General features: G+C 39.1%; 15 protein-coding genes. 14 read left to right on the top strand and 1 reads right to left on the bottom strand.

Annotated elements, in window-relative coordinates; genetic code table 11:
* Window positions 1-28 precede the first annotated feature (28 nt).
* Window positions 29-901: an AraC family transcriptional regulator gene (locus GQO80_RS13880; protein WP_157208968.1), complete on the bottom strand. Its 873-nt coding sequence runs from the start codon at window positions 899-901 to the stop codon at window positions 29-31.
* A 155-nt stretch (window positions 902-1056) separates the two neighbouring features.
* Here GQO80_RS13880 and GQO80_RS13885 point away from each other — a divergent pair, with 155 nt between their 5' ends.
* From GQO80_RS13885 to GQO80_RS13950, 14 genes are all read left to right on the top strand, one after another.
* Window positions 1057-2088 (top strand): uroporphyrinogen decarboxylase family protein, encoded by a 1032-nt coding sequence (locus tag GQO80_RS13885; protein ID WP_157208969.1) that lies wholly within the window; start codon window positions 1057-1059, stop codon window positions 2086-2088.
* Complete coding sequence (locus GQO80_RS13890) at window positions 2076-2750, top strand: cobalamin B12-binding domain-containing protein (protein WP_157208970.1); 675 nt, start codon at window positions 2076-2078, stop codon at window positions 2748-2750. Before GQO80_RS13885 ends, GQO80_RS13890 begins: the two co-directional genes overlap by 13 nt.
* A complete protein-coding gene (locus GQO80_RS13895) occupies window positions 2750-4126 on the top strand; it encodes a uroporphyrinogen decarboxylase family protein (protein ID WP_157208971.1) in 1377 nt (458 codons plus the stop codon). Before GQO80_RS13890 ends, GQO80_RS13895 begins: the two co-directional genes overlap by 1 nt.
* Window positions 4123-5028, top strand: coding sequence for a CobW family GTP-binding protein (locus GQO80_RS13900; RefSeq protein ID WP_157208972.1), 906 nt, complete (start codon window positions 4123-4125; stop codon window positions 5026-5028). Before GQO80_RS13895 ends, GQO80_RS13900 begins: the two co-directional genes overlap by 4 nt.
* Window positions 5025-5729 (top strand): vitamin B12 dependent-methionine synthase activation domain-containing protein, encoded by a 705-nt coding sequence (locus tag GQO80_RS13905; RefSeq protein ID WP_157208973.1) that lies wholly within the window; start codon window positions 5025-5027, stop codon window positions 5727-5729. Before GQO80_RS13900 ends, GQO80_RS13905 begins: the two co-directional genes overlap by 4 nt.
* 396 nt (window positions 5730-6125) lie before the next feature.
* Entirely contained in the window at window positions 6126-7244 is a 1119-nt protein-coding gene (locus GQO80_RS13910; RefSeq protein WP_157208974.1) for a Zn-dependent alcohol dehydrogenase, read from the top strand.
* Window positions 7245-7256: 12 nt separating this feature from the next.
* Window positions 7257-8066, top strand: coding sequence for an alpha/beta hydrolase (locus GQO80_RS13915; RefSeq protein ID WP_157208975.1), 810 nt, complete (start codon window positions 7257-7259; stop codon window positions 8064-8066).
* On the top strand, window positions 8063-9214 hold the full coding sequence (locus GQO80_RS13920; protein ID WP_157208976.1) for a cytochrome P450: 1152 nt from the start codon (window positions 8063-8065) through the stop codon (window positions 9212-9214). The genes GQO80_RS13915 and GQO80_RS13920 overlap by 4 nt, the downstream gene beginning before the upstream one ends.
* An 83-nt stretch (window positions 9215-9297) precedes the next feature.
* Window positions 9298-9612 carry a 2Fe-2S iron-sulfur cluster-binding protein gene (locus tag GQO80_RS13925; protein ID WP_157208977.1) on the top strand — a complete coding sequence of 105 codons (315 nt, stop codon included), beginning with the start codon at window positions 9298-9300 and terminating at the stop codon, window positions 9610-9612.
* Between the two features lie 54 nt (window positions 9613-9666).
* Window positions 9667-10914 (top strand): NAD(P)/FAD-dependent oxidoreductase, encoded by a 1248-nt coding sequence (locus GQO80_RS13930; RefSeq protein WP_157208978.1) that lies wholly within the window; start codon window positions 9667-9669, stop codon window positions 10912-10914.
* 456 nt (window positions 10915-11370) lie between these two features.
* The gene (locus GQO80_RS13935; protein WP_157208979.1) at window positions 11371-14499 is read left to right on the top strand and encodes a SusC/RagA family TonB-linked outer membrane protein; all 3129 of its coding nucleotides are present in this window, start codon (window positions 11371-11373) and stop codon (window positions 14497-14499) included.
* A 62-nt stretch (window positions 14500-14561) separates the two neighbouring features.
* Complete coding sequence (locus GQO80_RS13940; RefSeq protein ID WP_157208980.1) at window positions 14562-16421, top strand: RagB/SusD family nutrient uptake outer membrane protein; 1860 nt, start codon at window positions 14562-14564, stop codon at window positions 16419-16421.
* Between the two features lie 56 nt (window positions 16422-16477).
* The gene (locus GQO80_RS13945) at window positions 16478-18046 is read left to right on the top strand and encodes a hypothetical protein (protein WP_157208981.1); all 1569 of its coding nucleotides are present in this window, start codon (window positions 16478-16480) and stop codon (window positions 18044-18046) included.
* A gap of 244 nt (window positions 18047-18290) precedes the next feature.
* The gene (locus GQO80_RS13950) at window positions 18291-19067 is read left to right on the top strand and encodes a T9SS type A sorting domain-containing protein (RefSeq protein WP_157208982.1); all 777 of its coding nucleotides are present in this window, start codon (window positions 18291-18293) and stop codon (window positions 19065-19067) included.
* Window positions 19068-19106: the final 39 nt, after the last annotated feature.

A 19106-nucleotide genomic window follows, 5' to 3' on the forward strand; every position in this document is an offset into this window, starting at 1 on the left:
AGATTTATTAAAATGATGATTTTTTTAATTAGTTAAAAGCTTTATTGTAAGGTTTTGAGTGCTTGGACCTAAATTTAAGTGGTGAACATGCTACGAATTTTTGAAATTGCCTGTAGAAAAAGGGGAGACTTTCATAACCGCAATCGTAAGCGATTTGATTTACGGGTTTGCTGGTTTCTATTAAAAGTTTGCAGGCCACGTTAATTCTATATTCATTTACAAACGTAAAAAACGACTTGTTCAACGATTTTTTAAAAAACCGACAAAAAGCCTCATCGCCCATAGCAACCAACGACGACACATCGCTTAAAGCTATTTTTTTATCAAAATGGGTGTGTACATAATGGTAAACCTTGTCAATCCTATCATTTGCCTTTAAATTCAATGAACTTGTGAAGTTTTCGGATGAAAGAAATTCAATATCTTCCCGTAAAGCCAGCTTATTTAAAACGGCAATGAACCCCATTAATTTTTGGAACGATGTCGCTTTCATGATATTTAAAAGCTCTGGATACATTTCCTGGGCAGTTTCCGAAGAAAATTTAATGCCTCTGGATGCTTTTCTTAAAAGCCCTTTTATTGGTTTAAACTCTTCTTTTTCCAACCAGTCATTTCCCAAAACGGTATCATCCCATTGAAATACAATCGATTTTACATGGTTTGTTTCATTAGCGGTGTTTTTCCAACAATGTGGCAGGTTGGCGCCCAATATTACAAAATCACTTTCCTCAAATTTTTGTACGCTGTTGGCCACGTAACGTATGCCTTTGCCTTTTTCTATGTAGGTCAGTTCAAATTCTGGATGAAAATGCCATGGCGCAGCAAAGTTTTCGTTTTCATAAAAAAACGCATTAAAGGAAGCATCTTTGGCATAAGGTACTTTTTCAAATTGGGCTTTCAAAACAGATTTATTTTATTCCAAATATATCCAATTATATCATATAAAATATTGTTTGTACTTAAAAAGAATCAAAATAAGGTATTAAAGTGTTAATATAGATATAATAATGCATTGGTATCTGTTGTAACTTTGGTTCAATTTAAACACAACACATCATGACTAAAAGAGAGATTGTTAAAATGGTACTCGACCATAAAAAGCCACCTTATGTACCATGGTCCTTTAAATTTACCAAAGAACCCAAAGAAATGCTTCAAGACCATTACAAAACGGATGATCTTGATATTGTGCTGGGAAACCACATTTTAAACCTGGGCAGTGATATCGGTTTTTTTGATGAGGTGAAAAAAGATCACTTTAAGGATGTTTTTGGTGTTGTTTGGGACCGGTCTGTAGATAAGGATATTGGAATGCCCGTTGAGGATATTATCAAGGAACCAACCATTGAAGGGCTTCCGTTTCCAAACCCGCATGATCCTCGCTTTTTTGCAAATATCGCATCTGAAATCGAAAAAAAACCAAATTTATTCCGTGTCTTTCAAATAGGTTTTTCATTATACGAAAGAGCCTGGTCTATGCGAGGTATGGAAAACTTGTTGATGGACTTTTACATGTATCCGGATTTTGTTCATGCCTTATTGGGCAAAATAGCCGATTACAATATTGCACAAATTGATAAGGCTTTGGAATATGATATCGATGCCGTTTATTTTGGCGATGATTGGGGCCAGCAACATGGTTTGATTATGGGCGCCGATTTATGGCACGAATTTATGTATCCGCATATTAAAAGAATGTACAAACGGGTAAAAGATGCCGGTAAATATGTGATGATCCATTCGTGTGGTGATGTTGATGAACTTTTCCCATCACTGATTGATGCTGGTTTAAATTGCTTCAACCCGTTTCAACCGGAAGTTATGGATGTGCATCAAATTCACGGCGATTATTTAGGTAAACTGTGTTTCCATGGCGGCTTGTCCATGCAAAAAACATTGCCTTTTGGCACGCCGGAAGAAGTTCGTGAAGAATCGTTGGCCTTGCTTGAAATGGGAAAAAAAGGCGGTTATATTTTCTCGCCATCCCACTCCGTTGAAAGTGACACGACCCTAGAAAATATTTTAACGTTTATTGAAGTGGCGCAAGCACAATTAAAAGAAAAAGAATTAGCATTATGGGAACACTAATAGAAAGAATTTCAGATTGCATAGAGTTTGGTAAGATAAACAAGGCAGCACCATACCCACCAAACATGAAAGACCAAGATGGTGCCGACGAACTCACCATTCAGGCACTTGCAGAAGGTTTTACCGCTAATGATATTTTGTCCAAAGGATTGATTATCGGCATGGAAAAAGTTGGCGTAAAATTTAGGGAAAACAAGGTTTTTGTGCCGCAGGTTTTAATGTCTGCCAAAGCCATGAATACGGCAATGGCCCATTTAAAACCGTTGTTTGCCGAAGGAAACACCGAGAAAAAAGGAATTTTCATCATTGGTACCGTAGCTGGCGATTTACATGATATTGGCAAAAACCTGGTTTCCATGATCGTGGAAGGTAATGGCTATGAAGTGATTGATTTGGGCACCGACGTACCTGCAAAAAAATTCATCGATACCATTGAGCAATTTCCAAAAGCCATTGTTGGTTTGTCTTCATTATTAACAACCACCATGGCAAGCATGGAAAACATTGTGAAGGAAATTAAAACGGTGTATCCAAACCAAAAAGTTACCATTGGTGGCGCACCGATAACACAGGATTTCTGCGAAAAAATAGGTGCGGATAATTTTTCGGCAGATCCGCAAGGCGTGGTTGAGTATATGAATAATTTAAGAAAATCAGCATAATGGAAGGATTGGAATTGGTAAAGGCCGCCATGCAACGCCAAACCGTAGAGCGTATTCCGTGGGTGCCCTTTGTTGGTGCCCATGCAGGACAATTGTTGGGTTTAGATGCTACCACCTATTTTAAATCTGAGCAACATATTATTGATGGCGCAGAACTGGCCATCAAAAAGTACAAACCAGATGGTATTCCGGTAACTTTCGATTTGCAAATTGAAGCCGAAGTGTTGGGTTGCGCCATTAAATGGTCTGATGACAATCCGCCCACGGTGGTGTCCCATCCATTGGCCGATGGCAGCTTAAAATTGGAAGATTTAAAAGTGCCTTGCAGATGTAGCGGTAGAATTGCCACGGTAATGAACGCCACCACAAAAATCAAGGAAAAGCATCCGGATTTGGCTCTTTACGGATTGATTACAGGCCCTTTTACATTGGCATTGCACTTGTTGGGAACCGATATTTTTATGAAACTTTTTGAAGATCCGGACAATGTAGGCGAGGTTATGGCATTTGCCACCAAGGTAGGTAAAGCCATGTCCGATTATTATATAGAGGCTGGTTGCGATGTGGTTGCCGTTGTCGATCCTATGGTAAGTCAAATAGATCCTATGTCTTTTGAAGCATTTGTGCTGCCTTATTGTAAGGATTTATTCGCCCATATTAGAGATTGCGGTGCAATGAGTTCGTTTTTTGTTTGTGGTAACGCCACCCAAAACATCGAAGAAATGTGCAAATGCGCGCCTGATAATATTTCCATTGATGAAAATATTCCGTTGGATTTTGTAAAAGAATACGCCGAAAAATACAATTTGAGTTTTGGTGGCAATATGAAGTTGACTTCTGTTCTATTAATAGGCACACCAGAAGAATCGAAATTTGAAGCTATTGAGTGTATGGATATTGGTGGCAAAACCGGATTTATTTTAGCGCCCGGTTGCGATCTGCCCATGGCAACGCCTGTTGAAAATTTAGAAGCCGTAACGGAAATTGTCCACGATGCCTATCAACAAGATGTGTTGCGGGCAAAAGGCAAAACGCCCAAAAATATTAAACTGCGTAATCTGGATGATTACTTCACGGAAGATACAGTAAAAATAGATGTCATTACCTTAGATTCCGGTTCCTGCGCCCCTTGCCAATATATGGTTCAGGCGGTTAAGTTGGCAGTTGAGGCCATTGGTTCGGATAAGGTTGAATATGTTGAATATAAAATAAAAAACGAGGCAGGTATTCAAATGATGCTGTCTCTAGGTGTGAAAAACCTACCGACCATCTGTATTGATGGCGATGTGGAATTTATTTCAATCATTCCACCAAAAACCGAACTGGTGGAGCGTATTCAAAAACATTTGGATAAAAAAGAATTGATAACTTCATGACAGCAGAATTTATTCTTATCAGTGGGTTTTTAGGTAGCGGAAAAACAACGCTGCTTAAAAATCTATTGAAAATCAATAAGAATAAAAGAATAGCTGTTATACAAAATGAATTTGCACCTTCGGGGGTTGATGGTAAAGAACTGCAACTGTCAAATAAAGATTTTAAGTTGGTAGAAATCAATAACGGTTCGGTATTCTGTGTTTGCTTGTTGAGCAATTTCATAGAAAACCTAACGACGTTAGTAGAACAATACCATCCGGAAATTATTTATTTGGAAGCGTCTGGAATGTCGGATCCCATGTCCATTTGTGAATTGTTAAATCACGAATCCATTCAAAACAAAGTGCATTACGCAGGCGCGTGGTGCGTTGTAGATGCATTGAATTTTGATAAAAGTGCTGGTTTGGTGCAACGTGCCAAACATCAGGTAAGGGTAGCGGATAACATTATTCTGAATAAAATCGATTTGGTTGATGAAACTAAGCTTGATATTATTATTGGACACATAAAAAAAATCAACCCTTATGCTGAAATTGAATTGCAATCCTTTTGCAACGTGGAAAGCTCTTCTTTATTAAAGGTGAATTCATTTGTAAACGAATTGCCAGAGGAAGCGCAACAAACAGAAATAAAAACGGCTGTTTATAGAACCACCCAAATAATCTCTGAAGAAAATTTAATGTCATTTTTAAAAGCATTGAGCAAAGTAAGTATCCGGGCCAAAGGGTTTGTTAGGGTTGGTGTGAACACGTTTCGGCTATGTCATCTTACTTATAATAATTTCGAAATTGTGCCTTTAACCGATTACACAGGTAGTTGCGAAATTATTGCTTTTGGTGAAAAGATGCACATTAAAGTGTTGAAAACATTGTTTCAAGAAGCTAAAGAATTGGTGGTATGACGGGAACATATTCCTATAAATTGGATTTTTCAGAAATACATCTTAAAAAGGAAAAGATTTCGGCTTTTATGGGCTTGGGCGCAGTGCCCGATGAACCTTTTAACAGCATGATAGACCATGCCATTGCTTTATTGTCCAACAATAAGAACATCGAAGGTGGATTTACCATCAAGCCCGTAACCGATTTTTCAGTAAAAAACGGCAGCATTTCTGTTGATAACCAAGTATTTACAACAGGAAGAATGATTACCTCATTTTTAAAAGGAGCGGAATATGCCGCTTTATTTACCTGTACCGCCGGACAGGAAGTAAGCTACTGGAGCAAAAAATACAATGATGAAGGCGATTTTGTACAAAGTTATGTGATAGATGCAACGGGCTCCATGTTGGTAGAAAGTGCTATGGATATTATCTATAAAAAATTAAGGGACATGGTAATTTTGAACGACTTATCATTAACAAACAGGTACAGTCCCGGTTACTGCGAATGGTTGGTAATCGATCAACAAAAATTATTCAAACTGCTTCCCAAGGGGTTTTGTAACGTGCATTTAAGTGCTTCTTCCTTAATGAGTCCCGTAAAATCGGTGAGCGGTATTGTTGGTATTGGCGCTTCCGTAAAGTACATGGGTTATATTTGTGAAACATGTAAAAGTAAGGAGTGCGTTTACCGAACCAAAAAAATGTATGTGAAACATTGATTTATTTTTAGACCTAAGACTCGCTTTACTGCTAGACATAAGACCTAAGACTTGGTTGTAACTGATTTAAAACGCTCAATATATTTAGGATGTCTAATCCATGCTTAAAAAATCTATGGTTTTTTTATTCGGGAGAATGATATTTTGATACACCCCTAGTAGATAAAAATTTGGTATTCGTGGAAAAGAAATCTTAAAAAAGGTATTCCCAAAAACACGTTTCAAACCAAAATAATTTATCCATAGCCAAGTATCAAGGTTTTATTTTAGCCTGAAAACCATCAAGTTAAGTTGTTTTAGTCAAAATAGGCACTTATTATGCTAAAATACATCATGGCTGGTATTGGCCCACTTTATAGTTTTATAAATTCGTTTAAACACTAAAAAAATCAATGAATGGGCATATTATGCAAAGCGGCCATAGCCAAAGGCGATGGTACATTTTCAATAGAAACCATTGAGGTTGAAAACCCTAAATCGGATGAAGTTTTAATTGCCGTAAAAGCAGCGGGTTTATGCCATACCGATCATGATTCCTTAAACTGGGGAAAACCCATTATTATGGGCCATGAAGGAGCGGGCATTGTTAAGGCAGTTGGTTCAAACGTAAAAAGTATTAAAATTGGCGATGCAGTCATCCTCAATTGGGCAACGCCTTGTGGAGAATGTTTTCAATGCAAACACGAAAACGAACATATCTGTGAAAATAATTCGCCCGTTGTAGCTGGTGGAAATGGTTTTACTCCCGGGCACGCACACTTGGAAGGTTCAAAATGGAACGGAAAACCCATAGAACGTTCCTTCAATATTGGCACTCTTTCAGAATATACCTTGGTAAAAGCATCGGCGGTGGTTAAAAATCCCATTCAAGACATGTCCTTTAGTGCCGCCAGTATTGTGAGTTGTGGTGTAATGACGGGCTTTGGTTCGGCAGTCAATACGGCTCAAGTAACTGAAAACGCTTCAGCAGTAGTTTTAGGGTCTGGAGGTGTTGGTTTAAATGTGATTCAAGGCATAAAAGTGTCAAAAGCTTCAAAAATTATTGCGGTGGACATCAATCAAACCCGATTGGATATGGCAATGGAATTTGGGGCAACCCATACCATTTTAGCCGATAAAGAGGATAAAGGCTTGTTAAAAGCAGCTGCAAAAGTAAAAGCAATGACCAACGGCAGAGGAGCAGACTATGCTTTTGAATGTACCGCCATTCCTTCCTTGGGAGCAGCACCATTGGCCATGATTAGAAATGCGGGAACCGCAGTACAGGTAAGTGGTATCGAGCAGGAAGTCCTTATTGATATGTCCTTGTTTGAATGGGATAAAAAATACATCAACCCTCTATATGGCAAGTGCAACCCCCAAAAGGATTTCCCAAAAATAATAGAACATTATAGAAAAGGTGAGATTAAGTTGGATGAAATGATTACCAGAACCTATCCCTTGGAAAATTTACAACAAGCTTTTGATGATATGCTTTCTGGCAAAAATGCAAAAGGTGTTATAGTTTTTGAATAAAACATACAATTTATGTCAAAATTTAAAACCACCGAAATATCCGACCCACGTTTTGAGTCCAATAATTTGAGGCACATAACGGTTAAGAGCGCACATTTGAATAATCGGGGCGATATTACGGTTTTTGTACCATCAGGAGAAAATTTAACCAATTTACCAATCGTCATTTTATTGCACGGTGTTTATGGAAGTCATTGGCTTTGGTCCCAAAAAACGGGCATTCATTTAAAAATGAAAACATGGATTGAAAATGGCGAAATAGCGCCCATGATTATCGCCATGCCTTCCGACGGACTCTGGCGCGATGGCAGCGGGTATTTGCCTCTAGAAAACACAGATTTTGAAAAATGGATTGTAGAAGATGTGCCTAATGCGGTTGTGGAATTGATTCCGCAAGCGAGCGATACCTCAAAATTGTTCATCGCTGGTTTGTCTATGGGCGGTTTTGGTGCCTTGCGATTGGGCATCAAGTATAACGATACATTTTCAGCGGCTTCTGGTTTGTCGTCTATCACAACCATTGAAGAAATGAAATTATTTACAAATGAAGATTTGTCGGTTTACACTCAAAATGAAAATGAAAACGAATCGGTTTACAAAACCATTCTAAAGCATAAAAACAGCTTACCCCCATTTCGGTTCGATTGCGGAACAGACGACCTGCTTATTGAAGGCAATAGAAAACTGCACCAACAATTAACCGATTTGAATATTGAACACATTTATAAAGAACATCCCGGAAAACACGAATGGCCTTATTGGGAAGCCCACATTAAGGAAACCATTCAGTTTTTTAATAATATTTTAAACCATAACAGATGAAAAAAAGTGAACTTCCAGACCCGTTTGAAACTGCCAGAACCACGAAAGGTTATGGCGAAATGGACGATCAAAACGACCCAGTAACCATGATTTTAGGTCTTAAAGACGTGCGTAAATGTGCACATAATTGGAAAACCTTCACATCCCAATCTGCACCCGGACGCATTGTTATTCCTTCTGAAGTGAATATCCGCGATACGCGCCAAATACCCTTTGAAATGGATCCGCCGGCACATAAGGCCTACCGTGCCATTGTTGAGCCTTGGTTTAAAAGACCTTTGGAAGCCGATTATAGCGTTGAATTATCCAAACAAATAAATACGATTGTTGATGAAGCGCTTGCAAAAAATGCTGTAGAAATTGTGGAAGGTTTTGCCTTGAAATTACAATCCCGTGCGTTAACCTTATTGTTAAATACGCCCTACGAAGAGGCAGAAACGTGGATCTCTTGGGGAACACATGTTTTTAGAAGCGAAGGCAACCCATTGGATGGCGACAAAGCCACTATTCTTTATGATTATATCGATAAAAATATCACTAGAGCCATGGAAAATCCCAATGGCGATCTATATTCCATGCTTTTAGAAGCGACGATTGACGGCCAAAAACTCACCAGGGAAGAAATAAAAGGGGTGGTCGTATTAACCTTTTCAGGAGGTCGCGATACCATTATTAATGCCGTTACCAATGCCATTGCCTATTTTGGGGAACACCCAGAATCGTTGGCCCGTTTGAAAAACGAACCAGAAATTGTTAACAATGCCGTTGAAGAGTTGATTCGCTATTTTTCACCACTCACCCAAATGGGGCGCGTAGTAACGGAAGATACCGAAGTATGCGAACATGCGGTAAAAGCAAATTCCCGCATTTCGTTGTGTTGGGCATCGGCCAATCGCGATGAAAGAACCTTTGAAAATCCCAATGAGGTTGTTTTAGACCGAAAATTAAACCCGCATGTAGGTTTTGGCTTTGGCCATCATAATTGTTTGGGAGCCACCCACGCACGTCAAATCATGACTATTTTGGTAAAAACCTTGGCGGAAAAAGTAAAATCCATCGATATTCTGGATTATAAAGATAATATCGAGGATTTGGGCGAATTTAAACGTAAAGTGGGTTATGATAAGCTTACGGTGAAGTTTAATTAAAAAGAACCAAGATTAATAGAACCAATAATCAAGACTTGACGTAGCTAATTGTCAAACAACTGAAAATCAAACAATTTAAAAAAATGGCGAAAATAACTTTTATAACAAGAGATAACGAAACAATAATTTTAGAAGGGACTTCGGGTTCTGTGATGCAATTGGCGGTAGATAATGGCGTTCCCGGAATTGATGGCGATTGCGGGGGCGTATGCTCCTGCGCTACTTGCCATGTTCATGTGGATGTGGGTCACCACTTGAAAACAGGTGAAGCTACCGAAATTGAAACGGACATGTTGGAATTGAACGATTATGCCAATGAAAGAAGCCGTTTGTGTTGCCAAATTCAAATAAGTGATGCCATTGACGGTATTGTGCTTCAAGTTGCAGAATCGGATTAGGTTTTTGAAAACTTATCAATGTTGCATTTTCTCTAATTGAAAAACCCTCATTTAATGTCAGTTCATCTTAACAAAAATTCCATTTGTGTCGTTATTGGCGCAAGTCATGCCGGTGTAAATCTTGCCTTTTCATTGCGTAAAGAAGGTTGGCAAGGTGCTATCCTGCTTTTTGATAAAGATCCCGAAATTCCGTACCATCGGCCACCACTTTCAAAAACGTATTTGAGTTCAGATGAGGGCACCAACCTTTTAAAATCTGTTGAAAGTTATGAAAAGGATAACATCAGCTTAAATTTAGGGATTTCCGTAAGTTCCATAAACCGAACTGATAAAACAATTACCTTAAATGATGGCACTATTCAGGCGTATGACAAGTTGGTAATAGCAACTGGCGCGCGCCCCATCATCCCGCCAATTCCGGGCATTGAAACGGCAGCCCATGTGTATCCTATGCGGACTGTTGAGGATGTTGCCCATATTCGTAAGGCATTACATAAAAGTTTGAACAAACGGGTGGTTATTATTGGTGGTGGCTATATTGGGTTGGAAACCGCAGCTTCCATTAAAAAGTTAGGTGGCCGGGTAACGGTTTTAGAGCGTGAAACTCGAATTTTAGCACGGGTTACAGCACCAGAAATGTCCAATTTCTTCATGCAATTGCACACTGAAAACGGGGTAGAAATGTTACCCAATAAAAATGTGATTGCCATTGAAAATACCAAAGGGGTTAATACGGTGGTTTGTGCCGATGGAACGCAGTATGAAGCAGATATCATTATTGTTGGCGTTGGTATCCGTGTGAATTCAGAATTGGCAAAAGAAGCCGGTTTGGTTATTGAAAACGGTATTCTGGTTGATGAAACGGCCCGTACCAACGACCAGAATATTTACGCCATTGGCGATTGCACCTTTCATTTTAACCCCCATTACAACCGCCATGTGCGTTTGGAATCTGTTCAAAATGCGGTAGATCAAGCCAAAGTGGCCGCAGCAGCCATTTGCGAAAGGCATCCCATTTATGATGCCATCCCTTGGTTTTGGTCCGATCAGTACGATGTGAAGCTGCAAATGGTTGGCTTGTATGAAGGCTATAATGAAACGCTCATCAGGAAAGAAGATGGCGAAAGCAATAAATTCTCGATTTGGTACTTTAAGGACGATACCTTGTTGGCTGTCGATGCCATCAACAATGCGAAAGCCTATGTTTTGGGTACAAAGTTCATAAAAGACGCTTCTAAAATTGATAAATCCAAATTGATGGATGCAAGTATTCCATTTAAACCTGGGGATTTGTTGATTTAAGAATAGTTAAAAATTCAAAGAGGCTACATTCTAAATTGAGGAATATAAGGATGTAGCCTCTTTTTTTTATTGGAATTTGGAATTTGGAATTTGGAACTTGGTTTTTGTTTTTGAATTTCCCAGTCTTCAAGTTTCGACCAGTTTTTTTTATCAACCTTAATAAAAAATTGTTGAGTACATAACAAAAAACCAAAAATATATTCTGTGTCTGTCTGAATACTTCGGCTTCCTTCAGTACTGGCATTATCGAAAGCATTAGAATATCGTTTTTCAGAAATATTTCGAACGCGCAATAGGATACTTCTTTTCTCATTTACTTTAAAATTGAAAAAAAACCCGATTGTTTAACAGGTTTTTAACAATTTGGACATTTGTTCTGCTTACTAAATCATTTGTGTCCTTACTTAGCGCATATAAAAACAATATTTGTGCAACTAATTTAAATAAAAACAACGTATGAAATTTAATTTATTTGCTGAGCGAAAATCGAAGGTGTCCTTAATGGCATTGTTTTTTTCCTTATGTTTTGGTTTTGCACAAGCACAGACAGTTACCGTAAAGGGTACAGTAACCAGTGATGGGCAACCATTGGCTGGAGCAAATGTTATTGTTAAAGGCTCTACCAAGGGAGTTGTAACCGATTTTGACGGTAATTATGAAATAGCCACGGAAATGGGGCGAACCTTGGAGTTTACTTATATAGGATACATATCCAAGAGCATTAAGGTAGTTGCCCCCTCATTGAACGTGGTATTGGCCGAAGATGTTTCTTCGCTGGATGAAGTTGTGGTTGTAGGCTACGGTACCCAGAAAAAGAAAGAAGTAACAGGTGCGGTTGGCCAGGTTAAAAACGAAGCACTTGTGCTATCGGCCACAGCCGATCTAGGAACGGCGCTACAAGGACAAATTGCGGGGGTTAATGTAACGGCTTCCGATGGTTCGCCTGGGGGCGATTCCAACATTACCATTCGTGGTATCAGTTCCATTCTTGGGAACAGTTCGCCGCTTTATGTAGTAGATGGTATCCCTTTTGATGGCGACCCCAAATTGAGTATGAACGAAATTGAAACCATTGATGTATTGAAAGATGCGGCATCGGCTGCAATTTATGGTACGCGTGGTGCTGGCGGTGTGATTTTGATAACCACCAAAAAAGGGAAGGCTGGCATCATGAAAATGAATATCGATTCTTATTATGGTATCCAAACCATTACCTCCGGTGTGCCTTTAATGGAAATTGAGGATTTCTTATATGTAAGGCATTTAAGGGATAACGCCTTAACAGGAGGTACCTTTGGCACCACCTGGACGCCTATTGCCACGTCTCCGCACCTTTTAACAAACAATAGCAATTTAACTGATATTATCGAAAACAACTTTGCGCCAATTCAAAACCATAGTATTGGGGTTTCAGGAGGAAAGGAAGATTTATCATATAGTGTGAACGCAACGCTTTTTGATCAAGAAGGAACCATTATTAATTCCGGCTACAACCGTTTTAATGTGCGTGCCAATACACAGTACAGAAAAGGGAAGTGGAGCATATCTACGGGCATGGGCTTTGGCGTTGAGCAAAAAGAATCTGCACCATGGCAATTTTTATTGGAGGCCTATAGGTACGCACCCTACTCACAAATGTTGGACCCTACTTTAGAAACCATTCAGTATCCGGGGCTTCCAGGTGATAATGATGCCGCTTATTTGGCTAGCAACTTAAGAAAGTTTAAGCAAAAAGATAATAATAATATTGAAAACTTTAATGCGAACATTACAGCGAATTACGAAATTGATAAGTATTTAACATACACCTTAAGAGGCGGTTTGTCATACAATAATAACACACGAATAATCATCAACCCGCTGTTCAAGACCTATGATAAAGATGGTGAAGAAATTAAGCAGGCACAAAGATCTGGTGTTAGAAATGAAAGTGGCCGAACAGCCAGGTCAACCATAGAGAATATCTTGAATTATAAAAGAAGCTTCGGCGACCACAACTTTCAGTTAACAGCAGCATATTCTGCCGAAAAATTTGAGAACGCTTGGTTCTATGCAGAGAAAAAGGATTTATTCAGCAACGATGTAACCGTTTTAAACGGCGCTCTAAAGGATCCAGTTGTAGGGTCTGGCAGCAATTGGAACCAAAATGTAAATAGAGGAACTATTGGTTTGCTTGGTAGGTTGCAATATAATTATAAAGGCAAATATTTAGTTAGTGCCAGTGCAAGGCGCGATGGGTCTTCAAGGTTCTCGCCCAAATATCGTTATAATACGTTTCCATCAGTATCGGTTGGATGGAACGTGTCCGATGAAGATTTTTGGAAACCTATCCAAAACACAATATCGTCATTTAAACTAAGGGGTAGTCATGGTACGGTAGGAAACGATAATTTCTTGGATTACAGTAATGCCGCGGTAATCGTATTGAATAGGGATTACATTTTTGGTGCAGAAGGTGATGACAGATTGATCCAAGGTGCCATTCAAACAGAATTTGCCAATAAAAACATTAAATGGGAAACCTCAGTATCAGATAATATAGGGTTTGATCTGGGATTCTTTAAAAACAAATTGAGTCTGTCAGCCGATTTCTATGCTACCAAAAAAGAAGATTTGCTCTTAGGTGTCATATTGCCTCCATCGGTAGGTACTGGTCAAAATGGTAGCGTTATTTTAAATGTGGGAGACATGGTAAACAAAGGTATGGAATGGACCATGAACTATAAACAGGCGGGAGCCTTTTCATGGAGCGCTGGGTTAACCTATACCAAGAACGTGAATGAGGTAACCAAGATGAGCGGTTCCAATAAAATTCAATATCTGGGTGGCAGTGAAGTAGTTCAAGGTCTTGGTAATGAAGATTTGGTGAGCGTAATAGCAGAAGGCTATGAGGCAGGATCCTTCTTTTTGAACAAAACCGATGGCATTATTAAAACCCAAGAAGAGTTGGATGCGTATAACCCATTAGTGGGTGGCACCGCACATTTAGGAGATTTAAAATATATCGATCAACTTACGGTCGATACCAATGGTGATGGCATCCCCGACCAAGGAAATGGTACCATAGGAAAAGAAGATAGGGTGTATGCCGGTAGTGGTACGCCCGAGTTTGAAATGGGCTTCAATTTTGATGCTCAGTATAAAAACTTCGATTTCACTATGCAATGGTATGCATCGTTTGGGTCGGAGATCATGAACGGTAGTAGGGCTTTCACCTATAAAGCAAATACAAACCAGGATTTGGTGTACCAATGGACACCACAAAACCCAAACTCCAACTTGCCAACCAATAGAGGCGCAGATCATGCAAACTACAGGGGCTATACCGATTTTTGGTTAGAAGATGGCACTTTTGCAAGGTTAAGAAACATAGCCATAGGTTATTCCTTGCCCACAGATGTGCTTAATAAAAATGGTATTTCCAAGATTAGATTGTATGTATCGGCACAAAACCCAATTACCATTACCAAATATACCGGTTTTGACCCAGAGGTAGGCAGTAGCAGTTTGGCAACCAGAGGGTTGGATAGAGGTAATTACCCCATTAGCTCCAGTTGGTTGGTAGGTGTACAATTTGCCTTTTAATTTTAAAAACGTTTTACAATGAAAACATATAAGTTAAGAACTAACAAAAAATATTTAAAATAATGAAAAAGATAATATTTAAAAAGACGGTGCTTGTAATGGTTTTGGCCATAACATGCTTCACATGTAGCGAAAGCTTTCTAGAAGAAACCAATCCTAACAATATCTCAACGGATAGTTTTTGGAAAACGTTAGGCGATTTGGATACGGGATTAACATCTGTATATAACGCTCTTAAAAACGGAAATGTATTAAGAACCGTAGATGAGTATAACAGAAGCGATATGACCTATCCAGGGTGGGGAAGACCCAGCACCACGAACGATTATTATTTGCAAACATTCAATAATTCTTCCGATGCGCCAAATGCCAAATGGGCAGCCTTATACACTGGTATTTTTAGGGCCAACCAAGTAATAGCCGCCACCAATAAGTTAATGGGAACTTTTGGCAGTGCCGAATCAGAGCAACATGCCGTGGAAATTTTGGCACAGGCAAGAGCGCTAAGAGGCCTGTTTTATTTTTATCTTCATACTGGTTTTAACAAAGGTGCCGTACCCATTATAGATTTTGTACCAGAAAACGAAGCCGAATTTTATCAGCCCATTAGTCCAGAAAACAAAGTACAGGAATTCTATATGGCAGATCTGGAGTTTGCCCTAGAAAACCTTCCTACAAAAGAAGAATATGCTGATAATGAATTGGGAAGGATCACTAAAGGCGCTGCAGCAGCCTTATTGGGAAAAAGTTATTTGTACGATGGCGATTATATCAAGGCAGCAACCTATTTCAAATCTGTAATTGAAGACTATAATTATAGATTGACACCAGATATAGGTAGCAACTTTACAACTAGGGATGAATTTAACGAAGAATCCATATTAGAGATCGCTTATTCCTTAAAGTTCAACGGTGAACTTGGTGCTTTTGAAGAAGCCCAAACATCCAGCCCATTGAATTTCAATTTTGCACCTGCTGGAACCCCGGCCGGTTACAGAAACCTGTATCCTGCCCTGTGGTTAAATATGTTGTACAGAAATGAAAAAGTTGATACGAAAGATCCTAGGAACTTCGTCAATCAGCCCGTACTCCAAGCAAACGGTTTGCCCGTGTTGGATGCCAATGGAAACCGCGTGATGGCCGTGAACGTGCAAAGAGTATTTTCTTTAAGGACTTCCGCTTCCATAGCCTTACCTGATGATTTGGATACCCCTTTGTACCAATTAACTTCTGCGCAAGGTGCACAGTACAACAATGGGGAACATTCATACTGGAGAAAATATACTAATTGGGATATTACGGATAGCGAAAAGTCAATCTCTGCCACAACACCGCGATCTGGGGTAAATATCCGCCTAATTCGTTTGGCCGATGTGTATTTAATGTACGCCGAATGTTTGATAAAGGGCGGAACAGATGCCAGTGGTGTTGATGAAGCGCTAAGATATATAAATAAAGTAAGAAGGCGTTCGGGTGTTAGACTGTTGGGGCTTTCCGGTACAGGCGAATATCCATCAAACGACCATGATGAAAAAACATATACCGCCAAAGAGGTAATGAATCATTTAATGTATGTAGAACGACCCTTGGAACTGTCGGCCGAAGGTAATGCCATCCGATTTTTGGATCTAAGACGTTGGGGCATCCTAAAACAACGTTTTCAAGAACTTGCAACAAAACGTTATGTCGCTAGTCCTTATCCATTTGAAACCAAACCCGAATCAGGGAAACAAGTTGGGGATCCAGGTACAAAATTTGATGCATTGATAAAAGAGTATGATGGCACCAATGGCGTTCCTTTCACTAAATGGGATAATGAACATGGAGAGGCAGCTACAAACTATAATGATAATGCTTATGGATATTGGCCCATACCTAGTAGTGAAATAACAGCCAACCCCAAACTGTATGATACTCCTTAATGTATGTTTGGTATCGAATTTTAAAAAAGACTCTATTTAAAATAAACAATAAAATTATGAAAAATAATATAATAATAATGCTTCTAATGGCAACCGCTTTTATAGGCTGCCAAAAAGATGAGGTTTATGATGCACCCAATTCATTTTCAGATGTGGGGTGGTATTTTAGTAAAACCGAAGGAAGTTTAGCGGTCTCCATTGATGGTTATCTCACATTTTCCGATTTATCCCAAGGGGTTGTAAGCCATGAATGGAGCATTGGCGAAGGAAGTTACTACCTAAAAATGCCCATTGGCAAAAACGATTCTATTTTTGATGGTAAAACCATAGGCTCTGGAACAACACCCGCAAAAACCATAAGTGTTTGGTTTAGAAAATCTGGCCTACAACCCGTAAGGCTTTATAATGTTTTTAACGAAAAAGTGACCTATAGAGGCGTTAACGCTGCCAAAGAAAGAATTTTTATTGAGGCTAAGGAAGTAGGGGATAAATGGGTTATCGATACCACTTTTATGGTGGATGTATATGATACAATAGTGCCAAAAATCAAAATAAAACAAAATGGAATCGTACGGGACCACACCAACCCAAAAGATACTATTTATGTGGAGGCGGGCGATTTTGTCGAACTTTTTGATGAGTCAACCATTGGTAGGGCAGACACTTGGGAATGGAAAATAGGCACCGAAAAAAGCAATACCAAGGATGCCAAATTGACCCTAAAAAAGCTAGGAGTGTTCAATGGCACATTCGCCATTAGCCGAAGGGGGCAAAACATCCCGGGAGATTATGAGTTTTATAGAATTCCGGCACCTTTTAAAGTGATTCCGTCAAGTAAACCGTTCGTGGCTATTCCAGCAAACATTAAGGAATTGAAAGATCAAACCATTCAAGTGCCTTTTAACGGAGAGTTTGCGCCGTTTACAAACCAAAAAAGTTTCTTTACCGTCAATGTTAATGGGGCGCCATTCACCATAGCATCGTTGGAAATTAATCCCATCGATGCGACTATTCTGGACATTAAATTGGTGGATCAAATTTATAGATCCGACAATATCACGGTAAGTTATAATGGCAACGGTACATTAAGATCTACCGATACCCGCGTGCCCGTAGCGTTTACAAATTTGCCGGTTGCCATGTTCCAACACGAAGTTATTAAGTTTACTTTTGAAAGTGGCGGTGAGAATTTTGTGCCAAAAGCAGGCGAAAATTTAGCCACTACCATCATTGGTATATCATCAGAACAAGCGGCCAATGGCACCAAAAGTTTAAAAATGGCTTCAGGAGCTTCAGGGAATTGGTCAGCTTTCATAAATTATATCGATACCTACCATTTAGATAAAGGGGTGCCTGTACAATATGAGTACAAGGTGTATAAGGTTACCGGGGCCAATTTGAATTTCTTGGCACCATGGATCAATAAAGGTGGTAATACGAACGTAACCCAATTTTGGCATGCCGATATTAAAACGGCTCCTTTTAATACCTGGACGACCATAAGAACCGGTAAATTCACACCTGGGGAAACTGCCAACGACTACAATGTGTATTTTAGGCATAATGGAAGCGGCACCATTTATCTTGACGATTTACGCATCATTGAAGTAGATGATCGACCATAATAGCGACCACTTATAAATAAAAAAGCCTGTAAATTTTTTGCAGGCTTTTTTTTATGGGTTTTTTGGTTCAAAAATTTATAAAGTTATTGCTATTATAATTTAACAAAATACTTTTTTCCGTAGAAATTCAAAATAGTTTCATGAGAGAAAATCATTTGTTACTGGTAATGAGACATCTGTTGCGCTCTATAACTGTTATTCAACATACATTTGGATTATTAGTTAATAATTTAAAAACCATAAAATGATGAAAAAACTACTTTTATCGGTCGTAATGACTGCAACATTCTCACTCGTTCAGGCGCAGTATGCGCTAAATTTTGAAGCGGCTCCAGTTACCAATGTCTATACCATTGGTAACAATGGTCCAGCGGCAACCCCGAAAATGATAGGTTCTTGGGAAGTAAACCCTGTGAAAGCGGGCATAAACACCAGCGATCATTGTGTGAAAGATTTAGAGGAAGCCAATGCCAAATCATGGGCTTATCCAATCCTAGAATTCGGTACCGGTGGCATGAACATGAACGCAACGAATGGTAAATACCTAAAAGTTAAAATTCTATCTACCAACAAAACTGATTTCACAATGACTTTAAGCCCTCAAATTGCGGGTACGCTTACGCCCATAACCAAAACCTTTACAGGGGTAGCATTAAATACATGGTTTGAAACGGTATTCGATTTTATGGCTGCAGGAGATGGTTATGTAGCCCGTTTGGATTTTTTCTTCGACAAAAATGCAGGTATTTATTATATAGATGATTTAGCGCAATCTACCACGGCCACTTTAAGTTCTAAAGATTTTAAGATTAAAAATGTTGCAGTATATCCTAATCCTGCAAATGATAACATTTCAATTTCGGGCGATAACGCTATCAAATCGGTATCTGTTTTTGATATCTTAGGAAAAGAAGTGTTGACTTTTAAGAAACATACCAATCTTAACATATCTGATCTTACTGCCGGTATTTATATTTTGAAAACAGACAAAGGAAGCGTTTCCAAGTTCATTAAAAAATAAATTAGAAACCATAAAAAAGTGTTTTCAGAACATGGAGCA

The organism is Mariniflexile maritimum (genome assembly GCF_009746565.1).
In the GTDB taxonomy this organism is placed as follows: Bacteria; Bacteroidota; Bacteroidia; order Flavobacteriales; family Flavobacteriaceae; genus Mariniflexile; species Mariniflexile maritimum.